The 15319-nt window shown below is 73.5% G+C and carries 13 protein-coding genes; 6 read left to right on the top strand and 7 right to left on the bottom strand.

Features of this window, described 5'->3' with window-relative positions; genetic code table 11:
• Positions 1–80 precede the first annotated feature (80 nt).
• The 5 genes from ACFYNO_RS28700 (at position 81) to ACFYNO_RS28680 (ending at position 4946) form a co-directional block, all read left to right on the top strand.
• Positions 81–1595 carry an FMN-binding glutamate synthase family protein gene (locus ACFYNO_RS28700; protein WP_388018703.1) on the top strand — a complete coding sequence of 505 codons (1515 nt, stop codon included), beginning with the start codon at positions 81–83 and terminating at the stop codon, positions 1593–1595.
• A 130-nt stretch (positions 1596–1725) separates the two neighbouring features.
• The gene (locus ACFYNO_RS28695) at positions 1726–2490 is read left to right on the top strand and encodes an amino acid ABC transporter ATP-binding protein (protein WP_388018700.1); all 765 of its coding nucleotides are present in this window, start codon (positions 1726–1728) and stop codon (positions 2488–2490) included.
• A 58-nt stretch (positions 2491–2548) separates the two neighbouring features.
• Positions 2549–3499 (top strand): glutamate ABC transporter substrate-binding protein, encoded by a 951-nt coding sequence (locus ACFYNO_RS28690; RefSeq protein ID WP_388018697.1) that lies wholly within the window; start codon positions 2549–2551, stop codon positions 3497–3499.
• Between the two features lie 5 nt (positions 3500–3504).
• Positions 3505–4146: an amino acid ABC transporter permease gene (locus ACFYNO_RS28685; protein ID WP_388018694.1), complete on the top strand. Its 642-nt coding sequence runs from the start codon at positions 3505–3507 to the stop codon at positions 4144–4146.
• Positions 4143–4946, top strand: coding sequence for an amino acid ABC transporter permease (locus tag ACFYNO_RS28680; protein ID WP_388018691.1), 804 nt, complete (start codon positions 4143–4145; stop codon positions 4944–4946). The genes ACFYNO_RS28685 and ACFYNO_RS28680 overlap by 4 nt, the downstream gene beginning before the upstream one ends.
• A 17-nt stretch (positions 4947–4963) precedes the next feature.
• Here ACFYNO_RS28680 and ACFYNO_RS28675 read toward each other — a convergent pair whose 3' ends face one another.
• Entirely contained in the window at positions 4964–6163 is a 1200-nt protein-coding gene (locus tag ACFYNO_RS28675) for an NAD(P)/FAD-dependent oxidoreductase (RefSeq protein ID WP_388018688.1), read from the bottom strand.
• Positions 6164–6254: 91 nt separating this feature from the next.
• Positions 6255–7199: an RNA polymerase sigma-70 factor gene (locus ACFYNO_RS28670; protein WP_388018685.1), complete on the bottom strand. Its 945-nt coding sequence runs from the start codon at positions 7197–7199 to the stop codon at positions 6255–6257.
• Between the two features lie 478 nt (positions 7200–7677).
• Here ACFYNO_RS28670 and ACFYNO_RS28665 point away from each other — a divergent pair, with 478 nt between their 5' ends.
• Positions 7678–8748: a prephenate dehydrogenase gene (locus ACFYNO_RS28665; RefSeq protein ID WP_388018682.1), complete on the top strand. Its 1071-nt coding sequence runs from the start codon at positions 7678–7680 to the stop codon at positions 8746–8748.
• Here the strand turns inward: ACFYNO_RS28665 and ACFYNO_RS28660 are convergent.
• From ACFYNO_RS28660 to ACFYNO_RS28640, 5 genes are all read right to left on the bottom strand, one after another.
• Entirely contained in the window at positions 8745–8969 is a 225-nt protein-coding gene (locus tag ACFYNO_RS28660) for a DUF6059 family protein (RefSeq protein ID WP_388018679.1), read from the bottom strand. The two genes, ACFYNO_RS28665 and ACFYNO_RS28660, sit on opposite strands and share 4 nt — an antisense overlap.
• A gap of 144 nt (positions 8970–9113) precedes the next feature.
• Positions 9114–9950: a slipin family protein gene (locus ACFYNO_RS28655; protein ID WP_388018676.1), complete on the bottom strand. Its 837-nt coding sequence runs from the start codon at positions 9948–9950 to the stop codon at positions 9114–9116.
• Between the two features lie 174 nt (positions 9951–10124).
• Positions 10125–11120 carry a methylmalonyl Co-A mutase-associated GTPase MeaB gene (gene meaB, locus ACFYNO_RS28650; protein WP_388018673.1) on the bottom strand — a complete coding sequence of 332 codons (996 nt, stop codon included), beginning with the start codon at positions 11118–11120 and terminating at the stop codon, positions 10125–10127.
• Between the two features lie 7 nt (positions 11121–11127).
• Positions 11128–13335: a methylmalonyl-CoA mutase gene (gene scpA / locus ACFYNO_RS28645; RefSeq protein ID WP_388018670.1), complete on the bottom strand. Its 2208-nt coding sequence runs from the start codon at positions 13333–13335 to the stop codon at positions 11128–11130.
• Positions 13332–15227, bottom strand: coding sequence for a methylmalonyl-CoA mutase family protein (locus tag ACFYNO_RS28640; protein WP_388018667.1), 1896 nt, complete (start codon positions 15225–15227; stop codon positions 13332–13334). Before ACFYNO_RS28640 ends, scpA begins: the two co-directional genes overlap by 4 nt.
• Positions 15228–15319: the final 92 nt, after the last annotated feature.

Below are 15319 nucleotides of genomic sequence, written 5' to 3'. Positions count from 1 at the left end.
CGCGCCACGACGGACCAGGCACCAGAGCACCACGGCAGCGCCCCACGAGGGCGGCCGCCGTGCACCCAGGAGGAACGTTCATGCACGCCCGGAAGATCGGCGCGGTCGCCGCGACGGCGGTGGCGGTCCTTGCCGCCCGCGACCTGCTGCAGAAGCGGCACGCACTGCTGCGCAACTTCCCGGTGGTCGGGCACGCCCGGTACCTGCTGGAGACGATCGGGCCCGAGCTGCGGCAGTACATCGTGACCTCCAACGAGGAGGAGCGCCCCTTCAGCCGGGACCAGCGCAGCTGGATCTACGCCTCGGCGAAGCAGGAGAACAACTACTCCGGCTTCGGCACCGAGGTCGACGTCGCGCACGTGCAGGGCCACGCCTACCTCAAGCAGCGCACCTTCGCCGGCCCGCTGCCCGACGCGCACGACCCGCAGGCGCCGCTGCCCTCCGCCAAGGTGCTGGGCGGGCCGCGCGGCCGGGCCGGGGCGTTCCGGCCGGCCAGCGTGGTCAACGTCTCCGCGATGAGCTTCGGCTCGCTCTCCGGCGCGGCGATCTCGGCGCTCAACAAGGGCGCGGCGCAGGCCGGCGCCCTGCACAACACCGGCGAGGGCGGCCTCTCCCCGCACCACCGCAACGGCGGCGACCTGGTGCTGCAGCTCGGCACGGCGTACTTCGGCTGCCGCAACGAGGACGGCAGCTTCAACCTCGCCAAGCTCAAGGACGTGGTGGCGAGCGCGCCGGTCAGGGCGATAGAGATCAAGCTCTCGCAGGGCGCCAAGCCCGGCCTGGGCGGGATGCTGCCGGGCGCGAAGGTGACCGAGGAGATCGCGGCGATCCGCGGCATCCCGGTCGGCCGGGACTGCGCCTCGCCCTCGCGGCACACCGCCTTCGGCGACGTCGACTCGATGCTCGACTTCGTGGAGCTGCTGGCCGCCGAGACCGGGCTGCCGGTCGGGGTCAAGAGCGCGGTCGGCGAGCTGGGCTTCTGGCAGGAGCTGGCCGCCCTGATGGCGCGCGGGGACCGCGGCGTCGACTTCGTCACCGTCGACGGCGGCGAGGGCGGCACCGGCGCGGCGCCGCGGATGTTCGCCGACTCGGTGGCGCTGCCGTTCCGGATGGGCTTCTCCCGGGTCTACGGCACCTTCGCCGAGCTGGGGCTGACCGACGAGCTGACCTTCATCGGCTCCGGCAAGCTCGGCCTGCCGGACAACGCGGCGGTGGCCTTCGCGCTGGGCGCCGACATGGTCAACGTGGCCCGCGAGGCGATGCTGTCGATCGGCTGCATCCAGGCCCAGAAGTGCCACACCGACAAGTGCCCCACCGGCATCGCCACCCAGAACGCCTGGCTGGCCCGCGGCCTCGACCCGGCCTCCAAGTCCACCCGCGCCGCCGTCTACCTGCGCACCCTGCGCCACGAGCTGCTCAAGGTCTCCTCCGCCGTCGGCGTCGCCCACCCGGGCCTGATCAGCCCGGACGACGTGGAGATCATGAATGGCGACTACGAGGCCCGCTCCCTGGCCGGCGTCTACGGCTACAAGGAGGGCTGGGGCGCCCTCGGCCCGCAGCTCGCCAAGGAGATCACCGCCCTGATGACGGCCTGAAGCCCGACTCCTGACGCTCCCTCGACATAACGGTCTCTCATCGCCGCCTTGGTGGCGCCCCGTTGTGGGTAGGTACCCGGTCCGGCCCCGCGACCCGCGGGCCGGAACCGCGGGCGGGACGGGGTGCGAGGTGTCCGAGACGGGTGAACCAGGCGGTGCGGCGGCGCTGTTGCGGCTCAGCGGCGTCAACAAGCACTACGGGCCGGCGCACGTGCTGCGCGATGTGGACCTCGAGGTGGCGGCCGGCGAGGTGGTGGTGCTGCTGGGCGCCTCGGGCTCGGGCAAGTCCACGCTCTGCCGCTGCGTGAACCGGCTGGAGACCGTCGACTCCGGCGAGATCACCCTGGACGGCGTGCCGATCCCCGCCGAGGGGCGCGAACTCGCCCGGCTGCGCGCCCAGGTGGGCATGGTCTTCCAGTCCTTCAACCTGTTCGCCCACCGCACCGTGCTGGAGAACATCACGCTCGCCCCGCTCCGGGTGCGCCGGCTGCCGCGCGAGCGGGCCGAGGCGCGGGCCCGGGAGCTGCTGGACCGGGTCGGGCTGGCCGACAAGGCCGCCGCCCACCCGGCCCAGCTCTCCGGCGGCCAGCAGCAGCGGGTCGCGATCGCCCGGGCGCTGGCGATGGATCCGCGGCTGCTGCTGTTCGACGAGCCGACCTCCGCGCTCGATCCGGAGATGATCGGCGAGGTGCTGGAGGTGATGTCCGAGCTGGCCGCCGAGGGCATGACCATGCTGGTGGTGACCCATGAGATGGGCTTCGCCCGGCGCGCCGCGGACCGGGTCGCCTTCCTGGACCAGGGCCGGATCCTGGAGACCGCAACGCCCGACGCCTTCTTCGAGCGCCCGGCCACCGAGCGCGCCCGCGACTTCCTCGCCAAGATCCTCCGGCACTGACGCACCCTGACGCACCGTTCGACGCACCCTCCGCCCACGACCGCAGGGAGGCTCCCGCATGACCCCTCGCTCCTCGCTCACCGTCCCGGCGCTGCTGCTCACCACCGCCCTCGCGGCCGGCCTGACCGCCTGCGGCTCCTCCGGCACCCTGCCGCCGCCGGCCGGCTCCAGCGGGTCCGGCACGGCCTCGGCCGAGAGCTACCAGCAGGTGATCGACGCCGCGCCGGTGGCCGCCGCCTCGGACATCCCGGCCGGCAGCCCGATGGCCGCGATCAAGGCCCGCGGCACCCTGAACGTCGGCGGCACCGACGCCGCCGCCCTGTTCGCCCTCAAGGACCCGGTCAGCGGCAAGGTGACCGGCTTCGACGCCGGCCTGGCCGACATGCTCGCCAAGTACATCATCGGCAAGCCCACCACCAACCGGGTCCAGGTGGACGTCACCACCCGCGAAGTCCTCCTGCAGAACGGCACGGTGGACACCGTGCTGGCCACCTACACGATCACCCCGGCCCGGGCCCAGAAGGTCGCCTTCGCCGGCCCGTACTACTCCTCCGGCGACGCCATCCTGGTCAAGGCCTCCGACACCGGCATCACCAAGGCCGCCGACCTGAACGGCAAGTCGGTCTGCACCGAGACCAGTTCGACCGCCGCCAACGACATCAAGCAGTTCGCGCCGAGCGCCAAGGTGGTGCTCTTCCAGACCAACGCCGAGTGCCAGCAGGCGGTGGAGCAGGGCCGCACCGACGCCTACGTGCTGGACCAGGCGCTGCTGCTGGGCGACGCGGCCCGGGACAAGGCCGTCAAGGTGGTCGGCGAGCCGTTCACCAACGAGCCCTACGGCATCGGGGTGCCGCTCGACTCCCCCGCCATGAAGGAGTTCGTGAACAACTGGCTGAAGCTGATCGAGTCGGACGGCGAGTGGGCCAAGCTGTGGAAGGCGACCATCGGCACCACCCTGACCGGTGACGCGCCGACGCCGCCCGCCATCGGCTCGGTGGCCGGGAGCTGAGCCCGGTGCCGCCGACGGGAGTGCTCGGGCAGCTCGCCCACGGCCTGCTGACCACCCTGGAGATGACCGCGCTGGCGAGCGCGGGCGCGCTGCTGCTGGGAGTGCTGCTGGCGGTCTGCCGGATCAGCCCGGTGCCCCCGCTGCGCTGGGCCGGCGCGGTCTACGTCACGGTGTTCCGCAACGTCCCGCTGCTGGTGCTGCTGGTGCTGTTCGTCTTCGGGATGCCCGAAGTCGGGCTGCTCTACCCGCTGTTCACCACCGTGGCGCTGACCATGGCGCTCTACTGGGCGGCCTTCGTCTGCGAGGTGGTGCGCTCGGGCGTGCGCACGGTGCCGCGCGGGCAGATCGAGGCGGCCCGCGCCCTCGGTCTGACCTTCACCCAGTGCCTGCGCCATGTGGTGATCCCGCAGGCGCTGCGCTCGATGGTGCAGCCGCTGGGCAGCGTCTTCATCGGCCTGGCGCTCGGCAGCTCGCTCTCCGCCGCCGTCGGGGTGCCCGAACTCACCGGCCAGGCCCAGCTGGTGACGCTCAAGTACGACAACCCGCTGACCAGTTTCGCGGTGACCACCGCGGTCTACGTGGTGATCACCCTCGGCTCCGGCCTGATCGCCGGCCGGATCGAGCGGAAGGTGGCGATCACCCGGTGAGCGGGCGACGGCAGGACGAGTACCAGCTGTTCGACACCCCCGGCCCGCGCGGCCGGCGCCGGATCCTGCTCGCCACCGTCCTCTCCGCCGGGCTGCTCGCCGCCCTGCTCGCGCTGGCCCTCTGGCAGTTCGAGCGGCACGGCCAGCTGGCCGCCGGTCAGTGGCGGATGTTCACCGAGTGGCCGATCATCCGGTTCCTGCTCGACGGCGTCGAGAAGACCCTGCTGGTGACCGCGGTCGCGGCCGGACTGGCGCTGCCACTGGGCGCGTCGGTCGCGCTGGTCCGGCTGAGCCGCAACCGCCCGGCCCGGGCGCTGGCCCGCTGCTACGCGGAGCTGTTCCGGGCGGTGCCGCTGCTGCTCCTGCTCTACGCCTTCCTCTTCGGGCTGCCCCGGGCCGGGCTGACCTTCCCGGTCTTCTGGCAGCTGGTCATCCCGATCGTGCTGGGCAACGCGGCGGTGTTCAGCGAGATCTTCCGGGCCGGCGTGCTGGCCCTGGACCGCGGCCAGTCCGAGGCCGCCCACAGCCTCGGCATGACCTACTGGCAGGCGATGGCCTGGGTGGTGATCCCGCAGGCGGTCCGCCGGCTGGTGCCGACCCTGGTCAGCCAGCTGGTCCGGCTGCTCAAGGACTCCACCCTGGGCTACGTCGTCAGCTACCTCGAACTGCTGCACAAGGCACAGGTGCTGGGCGAGTACTACCACACCGTGCTGCCCACCTACCTGGTCGCCGCGGCCTGCTTCGTGCTGATCAACACGGCGCTCTCCACCCTGGCGGGCCGGCTGGAGCGCCGGGGCTGACCGGCCCGGGGCCCGCGTCAGGCCGTCGCGCCGGCGGCCTGCGCGGAGCGGGCCGGCTCCCCGGTGGTGCGGCGGCGCCGGACCGGCACGCCCATGGTCGGGTTGGCGACGCCCCAGGCGGCGCCCTTGCAGACCAACTCCTTGTAGACGGCGGCCAGCCGGCCGGTCAGCGCGGCGCCCAGGGCCCGGTCGTCGGCGGTGACGTACTGGATCACGCCGTCCTTGCGGCCCAGCGAGACGCACTGGTTGAAGTAGCGGATCGGCGTCCTGGGGAGCTTGCCGCCGGTCAGCCGGGCCGCGATGGCGTCGGCGGCCTGCCAGGCGGTGGGCACGCCGGAGGCGCAGGACATCCGCAGCGGCCTGCCGCCGGGGCCGATCGCCAGCGCGGCGTCGCCGATGGCGTAGACCTCGGGGTGGGAGACGGAGCGCATCGTCGGGTCCACCGCGATCCGGCCGTCCTCGGCGACCTCCAGGCCGCTGGCCGCGGCGATCGGGTGGACGGCGAACCCGGTGCTCCACACGGTGGCCGCGCTCGGGAGCCCGCTGCCGTCGGCAGTGCCGACCCGGTCCGCCGCGACCGCGGTGACGGCGGTGTGCTCGTGCACGGTGATCGCCAGCCGGTCGACGACCTTGCGCAGGTGCTGCCGGCCCTTGGGGCCGAGCCAGTCCCCGAGTCCGCCGCGGGCGGCGATCGCGACCTCGAGGTCGGGGCGGGCCTCGGCGATCTCGGTCGCCGCCTCCAGCCCGGTCAGGCCGCCGCCGACCACCACCACGGGCTCGCCGGCCGCCAGGCCCGCCAGCCGCTCGCGCAGCCGCAGCGCGCCGGCCCGGCCGGCGATCTGGTAGGCGTGCTCGGCGGCGCCGGGCACGCCGTGGTCGTTCCAACTGCTGCCCAGGGCGTAGACCAGGGTGTCGTAGGCCAGCTCCTCCACGCCGCCGTCCGGGCCCGCGAGGGCGACGGTGCGGCGGTCGGCGTCGACCGCGGTGACCCGGGCGAGCTTCAGCTCGACCTCGGTGCCCGCGAACATCTCGCTGAACCGGCGGGTCCTGAGCTCCTGGCCGACGGCCAGCTGGTGCATCCGGACCCGCTCGACGAAGTCGGGCTCGGCGTTGACCAGGGTGATGGCGACGTCCTGGCGGTGCAGGCGCTTGGCGAGCCGCCCGGCGGCGACCGCTCCGGCGTATCCGGCTCCGAGGACGATGACGCGGTGCTGCATGATCCTGCTCCTGTCTTTCGCGGTGTCGTCCTCTGAACCGGACGGCCCGCCGTTCCCTGACAGGAGCAGGAAGTGACCTGCGTCACACGGATCAGCCCAGGGTCGCCAGCGGCTCATCGTGCTCGGTGGCGGCCCAGATCCCGGTGGCCCGCTCCAGCTTGTCGGGGTTCACCTGGTTGCGGAACGCGGCGATGCCCCCGGCGCTGATCTCCAGGCACATCACGCCGACCACCCGGCCGTCGACCACCGCCACCAGGGCGGGCCGGTCGTTGGCGGCGGCCAGGTGGAACTCGACCGCGCCGCCCACCAGCCCCAGCTTGGCCGGGCTCGGCTTGAACAGGCCGCGCATGAACTTCGCTACCTCCAGCGCACCCTGGACCGCCCTGGCCCGGGCCGGGATCTTCCCGCCGCCGTCGCCGATCGCCTCCACGTCCTCGGTGAGCAGCCGCACCAGCGGCTCGGTCCGGCCGCTGGTGGCGGCGGCCAGGAACTCCTCGACCACTCGCCGGGCGGTGGCCGCCTCGACTTCGGCCCGCACCCTGCCCTGGGCGACGTGCTTCTTCGCCCGGTGCAGCAGCTGTTGGCTGGCGGCCTCGGAGATGTCCAGGATCTGCGCGATCTCCCGGTGCGGGTAGTCGAACGCCTCGCGCAGCACGTAGACCGCCCGCTCGGCGGGGGTCAGCCGCTCCAGCAGCACCAGCACGGCGTAGGAGACGGATTCGCGCTGCTCGGCGGTGTCCAGCGGGCCGAGCATCGGGTCCCCCGCGAGCAGCGGCTCGGGCAGCCACTGGCCCACGTAGGTCTCGCGCCGTGCCCGGGCCGAACCGAGCTGGTTGAGGCAGAGGTTGGTGACCACCTTGGTCAGCCAGGCCTCCGGGACCTCGATCAGCCCGGTGTCGGCGGCCTGCCAGCGCAGGTAGGTCTCCTGCGCGGCGTCCTCGGCCTCGCTCGAGGAGCCGAGCAGCCGGTAGGCGATGGCCTCCAGGCGTGGCCGGAAGGCCTCGAACCGCTGCACGTCGTCCATCGTCACAGACATGAGGCGATCCTAGACCGACCGGACCTGGACGAGCCGCGGGTCGGGTGCGGAGCGCTCCGCGCCCGACCCGCGGTTCATCAACGGCACGGGATATCGCGCCGGCCGCCGTCCGCCGGTGGATCGGACCAGCACCAACCGCCTTGCCGGAACAGGACATGGACGCCCCCACCGTAGGCCGGCGGGCGGCCGCCGATCCACCGTTCGACCAGCGCGTTCAACCGCCGTTCGGTACCCGGTTGAACGGGCGCCATGCCCAGGTGCGGCCGCATTTCCCCGCCTTCCGGCAATCGGCCCGCCATTTCTCTCCCCACCCGATCGCCGACGCACCGTCAGGAAATCGGCGGTCGCTTGCCACGATCGTCAATTCCCGTTCACTCTTGGCTGGTTGGGAAAACCGTGGCGGGCCCCATAGGATCAGGAGCGCGGGACCACCGGCCCGGCACCAGCTCACCGTTCACCGACTCCGGGAGATCGCGGTATGAGAAGCGCGGCCGTCGTGGGTACCGGCGCGATAGGGACCTCCGTCGCCCTGGCGCTGGTCCGGCAGGGCGTGTCGGTCCACCTCCAGGACGTCAGCAGCACGGCCGTCCGCACCGCCGAGGCGATGGGCGCGGGCTCGCTGGAGCTCCCGGACGGACCGGTGGACCTGGCGGTGCTGGCCGTGCCCCCGGCCCAGGTGGCGGGGGCGCTGGCCCTGGCCCAGCGCAGCGGGCTGGCCCGCACCTACACCGACGTGGCCAGCGTGAAGGCGCTGCCGCACGACGAGGTGAGTTCGGCCGGCGCCGACCCGGTCGGCTACATCGGCGGCCACCCGCTCACCACGCCCGCCCGCTCCGGCCCGCTGGCCGGCCGGGCCGACCTGTTCGAGGGCCACCCCTGGGTGCTGACCCCCTCGGACCGCACGGCCCCGATGGCGCTCAACCGGGCGCTGGAGCTGGTCACCATGTGCGGGGCCACCCCGGTGGTGATGGACGCCGCCGACCACGACCGCGCGGTGGCCCTCACCTCGCACGCCCCGCACCTGATCTCCGCCCTGATGGCGGCCCGGCTGGAGCACGCCGCCGAGTCGAGCATGCGGGTGGCGGGCCAGGGCCTGCGCGACCTGACCCGGGTCTCGGCCGGCGACCCGGTCCCCTGGCGGGACATCCTGCACGCCAACTCGGACGCCGTCGCCGACGTGCTGGCCGACTACGCCACCGACCTGGACGCCACCATCAGCGCCCTGCGCGCCCTGGCCGGCGATTCGGACACCGCCCGCAAGCTGGCCATGGACGAGCTCGACGACCTGCTGGGCAGCGGCGACCAGGGCCGCACCCGGGTCGCCCCGGACACCGCCCCGGCCACCGTCCGGGTCACCATCTCCGACCGCCCGGGCGCACTGGCCCGCCTCTTCGCCGCGGTCGGCGAACTCGGCGTCAACATCGAGGACATCCGGATCGAGCACGCCCCGACCGCCCGTCAGGGCCAGGTCGACCTCCTGGTCCCCCGTGACACCACGGCCGAGCTGTCCCGCCACCTGACCACCGGCGGCTGGACCGTCACTCCCTAACCGGTGCGGTACGGCAGCAGCCCCAGCTCCCGCGCCAGCTGCAGCTCGACCGCCGACAGCGGCACCTCAGGGCAGAGCCGCTCGGGGTGCCGGGGCCCGGGCCCCGAGCCGGCCGGCGCGGGCGGGTCGGGCACGTGCATCCAGAGCAGCCCGAAGGCGACCAGCTCCGCCAGCAGCCGCCGGGCACAGCGCCGGGCCACGGCGTACAGAACGCGGTACATGGGTGTCGTCTCCCGTGAGTGGGTGGCACCCCGGAGTATCCGGCCCCGCGCTAAACCGCCTCCAAAGCCCGCCTCCGAAGCCCGCCTCCACCGAACGCGGAGGAGCCGGCCACCGCAGCGGCCGGCTCCTCGGGTGACGCGGGCTCAGGCGCCGGTGGCCGGCCCCTGCGCCGGGATCACCGTCTCGGCCGGCGCCGACGCCGACGCCTGCGCCGGCGCCGCCTCGGCACCGCCGCTGCGCGAGTCGAAGAACCGCAGCAGCTCCACCGGGAACGGCAGCACCAGCGTGGAGTTCTTCTCCGCCGCCACCTCGACCACCGTCTGCAGCAGGCGCAGCTGCATCGCCGCCGGGTTCTCGGCCATCCGGGCGGCCGCCTCGGCCAGCTTGGTGGCGGCCTGGAACTCGCCGTCGGCGGTGATGATCCGGGCCCGCCGCTCGCGGTCGGCCTCGGCCTGCCGGGCCATCGAGCGCTTCATCGAGTCGGGCAGGGTGACGTCCTTGATCTCCACCCGGTCGATGTGCACGCCCCAGGCGGCGGCCGCGGTCTCCAGCATCACCTCCAGGCCGTGGTGCAGGTTCTCCCGGCCGGAGAGCAGGTCGTCCAGCTCGCTCTTGCCGATGGTGGAGCGCAGCGAGGTCTGCGCCAGCTGCAGCATCGCGAAGGCGTAGTTCTGCACCTCCACGGTGGCCCGGACCGCCTCGACCACGCGGAAGTAGAGCACCGCGTCGACCCGGACCGAGACGTTGTCCTTGGTGATGCCCTCCTGGGCGGGCACCGGCATGGTGACCGTCTGGACGTTGACCTTGCGCATCCGGTCGAGGACCGGCACCAGCAGGGTCAGGCCCGGCTGGCGGACCCGGCCGCGCACCCGGCCGAGCCGGAACACCACTCCGCGCTCGTACTGCTGAACCACCCGCACGCCGGTGGCCAGCCAGAGCAGCAGGACCACCACGACGGCGACGACGATTCCGACAACCATGGAACTCGATTCCCCCAGCTTTCACGGCTCGGGCGCGCCGGGTCCGGTCTGGCCCTGTCGCGCGCGCGGGGCCGCGCGGGACAGTATGGGCCTGATCGGGAGTCTTCGAAAGCGGCTGGAAAGGATCTTGACACTTCGTTATCGAAATGCTTCCGAAGTGCCGTCAGCAGGCCCTCAGGCCGGGGGCTCGGAGCGGAATCCGGCCAGGATCCGGTCGGCGGCCAGCGTCGCCGTCAGGGTGCCGGCCCGGACCTCGCGCTCCAGCTCCGGCGCGATCCGCCGCACCACGGGGTGCTCGTGCAGCGCGGCGAGCAGCTGGTCCCGGACCATCGCCCAGGTCCAGTCCACCTGCTGGTCGCGCCGCCGGGCGGCCAGCGCGCCGGTCCCGTCGAGGATCGCCCGGTGCTGCTGGACCCGGTCCCAGACGGTGTCCAGGTCCTTGCCCTCCCGGCCGCTGCAGGTGAGCACCGGCGGGGTCCAGGCGGCGTCCGGCGCCCGCAGCAGCCGCAGCGCGCCGGCCAGTTCGCGGGCGGCGCCGCGGGCCGCGAGCTCGTACTCGCCGTCCGCCTTGTTGACGGCGATCAGGTCGGCCAGCTCCAGCACGCCCTTCTTGATGCCCTGCAGCTGGTCGCCGGTGCGGGCCAGGGTGAGCAGCAGGAAGGTGTCCACCATGTTGGCCACGGTGGTCTCCGACTGCCCGACCCCGACGGTCTCCACCAGCACCACGTCGTAGCCGGCGGCCTCCATCACCACCATGGACTCCCGGGTGGCCCGGGCGACGCCGCCGAGCGTGCCGGCGGTCGGCGAGGGGCGGACGAAGGCGTTCGGGTCGACGGCCAGCCGCTCCATCCGGGTCTTGTCGCCCAGGATGGAGCCGCCGGTCCGGCTGGAGGTGGGGTCGACGGCGAGCACCGCGACCCGGTGGCCCTGCCCGGTGAGCATGGTGCCCAGGCCTTCGATGAAGGTGGACTTGCCGACACCGGGGACGCCGGTGATGCCGACCCGCACCGCCTTGCCGGAGTGCGGCAGCAGCTCCACCAGCAGCCGCTGGGCGAGCTCCCGGTGGTCGGGCCGACTGGATTCGACGAGGGTGATGGCCCGCGCGATGTACGCGCGCGAGCCGTCGAGGACGCCCTGGACGTACTGGTCGAGGTCGATCACGCGGGCCATCGGCGCCTCAGAGTTCCAGACCGAGCTCGGCGGCCAGCGCCGTCAGCAGGTCGTGGGCGGCCTCCGGGATCACCGTGCCGGGCGGGAAGACGGCGGCGGCGCCGGCCTCGCGCAGCGCCTCGAAGTCCTGCGGGGGGATCACCCCGCCGACCACGATGGTGATGTCCTCCCGGCCCGCCGCGGCCAGTTCGGCCCGCAGCGCCGGCACCAGGGTGAGGTGCCCGGCGGCCAGCGAGTTGACGCCGACGATGTGCACGTCGGCCTCGACGGCCTGACGGGCGACCTCGGCCGGGGTCTGGAAGAGCGGGCCGACGTCCACCGTGAAGCCGAGGTCGGCGAAGGCGGTGGCGATCACCTTCTGGCCGCGGTCGTGGCCGTCCTGGCCCATCTTGGCGACCAGGATCCGGGGGCGGCGGCCCTCGGCGCGCTCGAAGGCCTCGACCAGGGCGCGGGTGCGCTCGACGGCGCTGGAGGGGCCGGCTTCGTCTCGGTACACGCCGGTAATGGTACGGATCTGGCCGGAGTGGCGGCCGTACACCTTCTCCAGCGCGTCCGAGATCTCGCCGACGGTGGCCATCGCCCGGGCGGCGTCCACCGCGAGGGCGAGCAGGTTGCCGTCCAGCGAGCCGTCGTTGGCCGCGCCGCGCTCGGCGGAGGCGGTCAGCGCGGCCAGCGCCGCCTGGCAGGCCTGCTCGTCGCGCTCGGCGCGCAGCCGGCGCAGCTTCTCGATCTGCTGGGTGCGCACGGCCGAGTTGTCGACCTTGAGCACCTCGATCTGCTCGTCGCTGGCGACCTGGTACTTGTTGACGCCGATCACCGGCTGGCGGCCGGAGTCGATCCGGGCCTGGGTGCGGGCGGCGGCCTCCTCCACCCGCAGCTTGGGGATGCCGGCGTCGATCGCCTTGGCCATGCCGCCGGCCGCCTCCACCTCCTGGATGTGCTGCCAGGCGCGCTCGGCCAGGTCCTGGGTCAGCTTCTCCACGTAGGCGCTGCCGCCCCAGGGGTCGATCACCCGGGTGGTGCCGGACTCCTGCTGGAGCAGGATCTGGGTGTTGCGGGCGATCCGGGCGGAGAAGTCGGTGGGCAGCGCCAGCGCCTCGTCCAGCGCGTTGGTGTGCAGCGACTGGGTGTGGCCCTGGGTGGCGGCCATCGCCTCCACGCAGGTGCGGGTGACGTTGTTGAAGACGTCCTGGGCGGTCAGCGACCAGCCGGAGGTCTGCGAGTGGGTGCGCAGCGAGAGCGACTTGGGGTTCTTCGGCTCGAACTGGGCGACCAGCTTGGCCCAGAGCAGCCGGGCCGCGCGCAGCTTGGCGATCTCCATGAAGAAGTTCATGCCGATCGCCCAGAAGAACGACAGCCGCGGCGCGAAGGCGTCCACGTCCATCCCGGCCGCGAGACCGGCCCGCAGGTACTCCACGCCGTCGGCCAGCGTGTAGGCCAGCTCCAGGTCGGCCGTGGCCCCGGCCTCCTGGATGTGGTAGCCGGAGATGGAGATCGAGTTGTACCGCGGCATCTTCTGCGAGGCGTACGCGAAGATGTCGGAGATGATCCGCATCGAGGGCTGCGGCGGGTAGATGTAGGTGTTGCGGACCATGAACTCCTTGAGGATGTCGTTCTGGATGGTCCCGGCCAGCTTCTCCGGCGGCACCCCCTGCTCCTCGGCCGCCACGATGTAGAGCGCCAGCACCGGCAGCACGGCGCCGTTCATGGTCATCGACACCGACATCCTGTCCAGCGGGATGCCGTCGAACAGCTGGCGCATGTCGTAGATGGAGTCGATGGCCACGCCGGCCATGCCGACGTCGCCGGTGACCCGCGGGTGGTCGCTGTCGTAGCCGCGGTGGGTCGGCAGGTCGAAGGCGACCGAGAGGCCCTTCTGACCGGCCGCCAGGTTGCGGCGGTAGAAGGCGTTGGACTCCTCGGCGGTGGAGAAGCCGGCGTACTGCCGGATCGTCCACGGCTGGTTGACGTACATGGTCGGGTACGGGCCGCGCAGGTAGGGCGCGATGCCCGGGTACGTGTCCAGGAAGTCGGCGCCGGCCAGGTCCTCGGCGGTGTACAGCGGCTTGACGCCGATGCCCTCCGGGGTGTCCCAGACCAGTTCCTCGGCGGCCTTGCCGGTGGCCTGCTCCCAGGCCGCCCGCCACTGCTCGGCGGTGGCCCCGGTGTCGGCGGCCTCGTCGTCGAGCCCGATCTGCGTGAAGTCGGGGATCACTGCGCCGCTCCGTTCTGACTGATGATCAGGTCCAGCACCGAGGTGAGGACGGCGATCGCGTCGCCGCCCGCGTAGACGAACTCGTCGACGCCGGCCCGCTGGTAGGCCTCGCGCTGGTCGCCGGGGCGGCCGGCCAGCAGCACCTTGGCGGCGCCGGCGGCCGTCAGCTCGGCGGCCACCCGCTCGGCGTGCTCGGCGTACAGCGGGTCGCTCGAGCAGAGGCAGGCGACGGTGGCGCCGCTGGCCGCGAACTGCCCGGCCAGCTCGGCCGGTTCGCCGGAGGCGGCGGCCACGGTCTCGATCCCGCCGGCCTGGAACAGGTTGGCGGCGAAGGAGGTGCGGGCGCTGTGCGCGGCGGTCGGGCCGATCGAGGCGAGGAAGACCTTGGGCCGGGCGCCGTGGGCGGCGAGTTCCGCGTCCGAGCGGCTGCGCAGCGCCTCGAAGGCCTCGGCCCGGCGCACCCGGGGCAGGCCGCCGCTCAGCGGGGCGGGGGCGCTGGGCCGGGCCACCGGCTGCTCGGCCAGGTTCGGGTACTCGCTGACGCCGGTGATCGGCTCGCGCCGGCGGGCCAGCGCCACCGAGCGCTTGGCCCAGGTGGCGGCGATCCGCTCGGGCACCAGGCCGGCGGTGAAGGCGGCGCGCTGGCCGCCGGCCCGCTCGATCTCCTGGAACCAGGCCCAGGCGGACCGGGCCAGCTCCTCGGTCAGCTGCTCGACGTACCAGGAGCCGCCGGCCGGGTCGATCACCCGGGCCAGGTGCGACTCCTCCAGCAGCACCGCCTGGGTGTTGCGGGCGATCCGGCGGGCGAAGGCGTCGGGCAGGCCGAGCGCGTGGTCGAACGGCAGCACGGTGACGGCGTCCGCCCCGCCGACGCCGGCCGCCAGGCCCGCGACGGTGGTGCGCAGCATGTTCACCCACGGGTCGCGCTCGGTCATCATCACGCTGGAGGTGACGGCGTGCTGGCGCTGCGCGGCGGCCGCGGGCGCGGCTCCGCCGACCTGCGCCACCCGGGCCCAGAGCCGGCGGGCGGCGCGGAACTTGGCGATGGTGAGGAACTGGTCGGCGGTGGCGGCGTAGCGGAACTCCAGCTGGCCGCAGGCCGCCTCGACGTCGAGCCCGGCGGCGGTGAGGGTGCGCAGGTAGGCGACGCCGGTGGCCAGCGAGCAGCCCAGCTCCTCGGCGGCGGAGGCGCCGGCCTCGTGGTACGGCAGGGCGTCCACGGTGACCGCCCGGATGCCGGGGTGGCCGGCGGCGCAGCGGACGGCGAGCGCGGCGGCCTCGGCGAGCTGCTGCTCGGTCCGGTCGTCCCGGCCGGTGCGGGCCAGCAGGCCCAGCGGGTCGGCGCCGAGGTTGCCCCGGGCGGCCTCGGCGGGCACCTCGCGCTCGGCGTGCAGCGCGAACAGCCGCTCGGCGGCGGCCGCGGTCTCGGCCCCGGCCTCCAGCACCACCGGCGCCAGGTCGAGGTAGACGCCGTCCAGCGCGGTGGCCAGTCCGTCCACCGGCAGGCCCGCCTCGCCCACGGTCAGCCAGACCGAGCTGACGCCGTGTTCCAGATCGGCGAGCACGGCCTCGTTGGCCGACCGGGGGTCGGGGTGGGCGTGGCGCTGGCGCACGTCCCAGCCGCCGACGACCGCGCCCTGGGGCCGGCTGCCGCGGGTGAACGGCGCGAAGCCCGGGAGGCCGGGGTCGGCCGCCGTGTCCTCGGCCGTGTAGAGCGGGCGGGCGCGCAGCCCGTCCTCGATGTCGGTGGCGAGGGCGTCCTCGGCCGACGCACCGTCAGCCGCCGGTGCGCCGGACTTGCGCAGGACACCTTCGACCAGGAGCTGCCATTGCTCACGGGTTGCTTCCGGGAACTCGGCGGCCAGGGGGAGCCTTTCGGGCGAGACCGTCATGTGCGGAGGTTAACGCCCGGTAAGGGGATCACAGCAACCCCTAGAAGTGTGAGCTTGACCTCCTGGAAGTTCGTATGAGAAGGACCAGGGCC

This window comes from Kitasatospora sp. NPDC006697, assembly GCF_042869935.1.
Taxonomy (GTDB): Bacteria; Actinomycetota; Actinomycetes; order Streptomycetales; family Streptomycetaceae; genus Kitasatospora.
Note: the sequence above shows the minus strand (reverse complement) of the source record. Positions and strands in the feature narration are given on the sequence as shown.

Excerpts from the sequence above, each read along its gene's own strand:
- ACFYNO_RS28665 (WP_388018682.1), top strand. The coding sequence starts at position 7,678 with ATGAGAAGCGCGGCCGTCGTGGGTACCGGCGCGATAGGGACCTCCGTC.
- ACFYNO_RS28655 (WP_388018676.1), bottom strand. The coding sequence starts at position 9,950 with ATGGTTGTCGGAATCGTCGTCGCCGTCGTGGTGGTCCTGCTGCTCTGG.
- ACFYNO_RS28690 (WP_388018697.1), top strand. The coding sequence starts at position 2,549 with ATGACCCCTCGCTCCTCGCTCACCGTCCCGGCGCTGCTGCTCACCACC.
- ACFYNO_RS28660 (WP_388018679.1), bottom strand. The coding sequence starts at position 8,969 with ATGTACCGCGTTCTGTACGCCGTGGCCCGGCGCTGTGCCCGGCGGCTG.
- ACFYNO_RS28670 (WP_388018685.1), bottom strand. The coding sequence starts at position 7,199 with ATGTCTGTGACGATGGACGACGTGCAGCGGTTCGAGGCCTTCCGGCCA.
- meaB (WP_388018673.1), bottom strand. The coding sequence starts at position 11,120 with ATGGCCCGCGTGATCGACCTCGACCAGTACGTCCAGGGCGTCCTCGAC.
- ACFYNO_RS28675 (WP_388018688.1), bottom strand. The coding sequence starts at position 6,163 with ATGCAGCACCGCGTCATCGTCCTCGGAGCCGGATACGCCGGAGCGGTC.
- ACFYNO_RS28700 (WP_388018703.1), top strand. The coding sequence starts at position 81 with ATGCACGCCCGGAAGATCGGCGCGGTCGCCGCGACGGCGGTGGCGGTC.
- ACFYNO_RS28640 (WP_388018667.1), bottom strand. The coding sequence starts at position 15,227 with ATGACGGTCTCGCCCGAAAGGCTCCCCCTGGCCGCCGAGTTCCCGGAA.